Source organism: Sphingomonas panaciterrae (genome assembly GCF_036890205.1).
GTDB lineage: Bacteria > Pseudomonadota > Alphaproteobacteria > Sphingomonadales > Sphingomonadaceae > Sphingomonas > Sphingomonas panaciterrae.
The window spans coordinates 1-1217 of sequence record NZ_JAKNQR010000034.1 but is presented as its reverse complement, the minus strand read 5'-3'; the positions used below and the strand labels follow the sequence as shown (position 1 = coordinate 1217).

Sequence of the window (1217 nt, the reverse complement as noted above, 5' to 3'; positions counted from 1 at the left end):
TGACCTGCTCCCCGGAAAACATGCCATTGGTAAGTTAGCTCGTCAGATGGAGACGAGCGATGCGGCGAGGCCGTTTTACCGAGGATCAGATCATTGGCGTGTTGCGTGAGCACGAGGCTGGCGTGAAGACTGCCGAGCTGTGCCGGAAGCATGGCATCAGCGATGCGACATTCTACAACTGGAAGGCGAAGTACGGCGGCATGACCGTGTCCGAGGCAGCGCGGTTGCGGACGCTCGAGGACGAGAACCGGCGGCTGAAGAAGCTGCTGGCGGAGTCGATGCTGGACGTGTCCGCACTGAAGGATCTGTTGGGAAAAAACTGACCCGGTCTGTGGATCGCTACGCTGCGGTGGAGAAGCTGATGGCCGACCACGGCTTCTCCGAGCGTCGCGCCTGCAGGCTGATCGGGGTCAACCGGTCGGCATGGCAATATGAGCCGCTTCGCGGGAAGGACGATGCTGTGCGCGAGCGAATGCGCGAGATCGCGAACGAGCGTCGTCGGTTCGGCTATCGCCGGCTGGCGATCCTGCTCAGGCGTGAAGGCAAGGGCATGAACCTGAAGAAGGTGTACCGGCTGTATCGCGAAGAGCGGCTGACAGTGCGCAAGCGCGGCTGACAGTGCGCAAGCGCGGCGGCCGCAAGCGAGCGTTGGGCATACGGGCACCGATGGCGATCCCGCAGGAACCCAACCAGCGCTGGTCGCTCGACTTCGTTTCGGATGCATTGGCCTGCGGCCGGCGGTTCCGCTTGCTCAACGTCATCGACGATTACAGCCGGGAATGCCTGGCGTGCATCGTCGATACCTCGTTGTCAGGGCGGCGTGTCGTGCGGGAACTGACGGCCATCGCCGAACGTCGCGGGCTGCCGTGCATGGTGGTCAGCGACAACGGCACCGAACTGACCAGTCACGCTGTCCTCGCCTGGTGCCAGGACACTGGCGTCGAGTGGCACTACATCGCGCCCGGTAAGCCGCAGCAGAACGGCTTTGTGGAATCGTTCAATGGTCGCTTGCGCGACGAGTGCCTGAACGAGCACCTGTTCCCCTCGCTGGCTGCGGCGAGGCGGATCATCGAGGCATGGCGGACGGACTACAACACCGTGCGCCCGCACAGCAGCCTTGGCGGCATGGCACCCGCCGAGTTCACCAACCGCCCCCGCCAGGGGCATGTGGACACCGAAGCTAACTTATCAGCGGCCTGAAAACGGGGAGCAGGTCA

At 63.6% G+C, this 1217-nt stretch carries 1 pseudogene; it reads left to right on the top strand.

Annotation, left to right across the window (positions count from 1 at the left end):
- Positions 1-59: 59 nt before the first annotated feature.
- Positions 60-1200 (top strand): annotated as a pseudogene (locus L8F96_RS18520) (IS3 family transposase).
- The last annotated feature ends 17 nt before the right edge of the window (positions 1201-1217 follow it).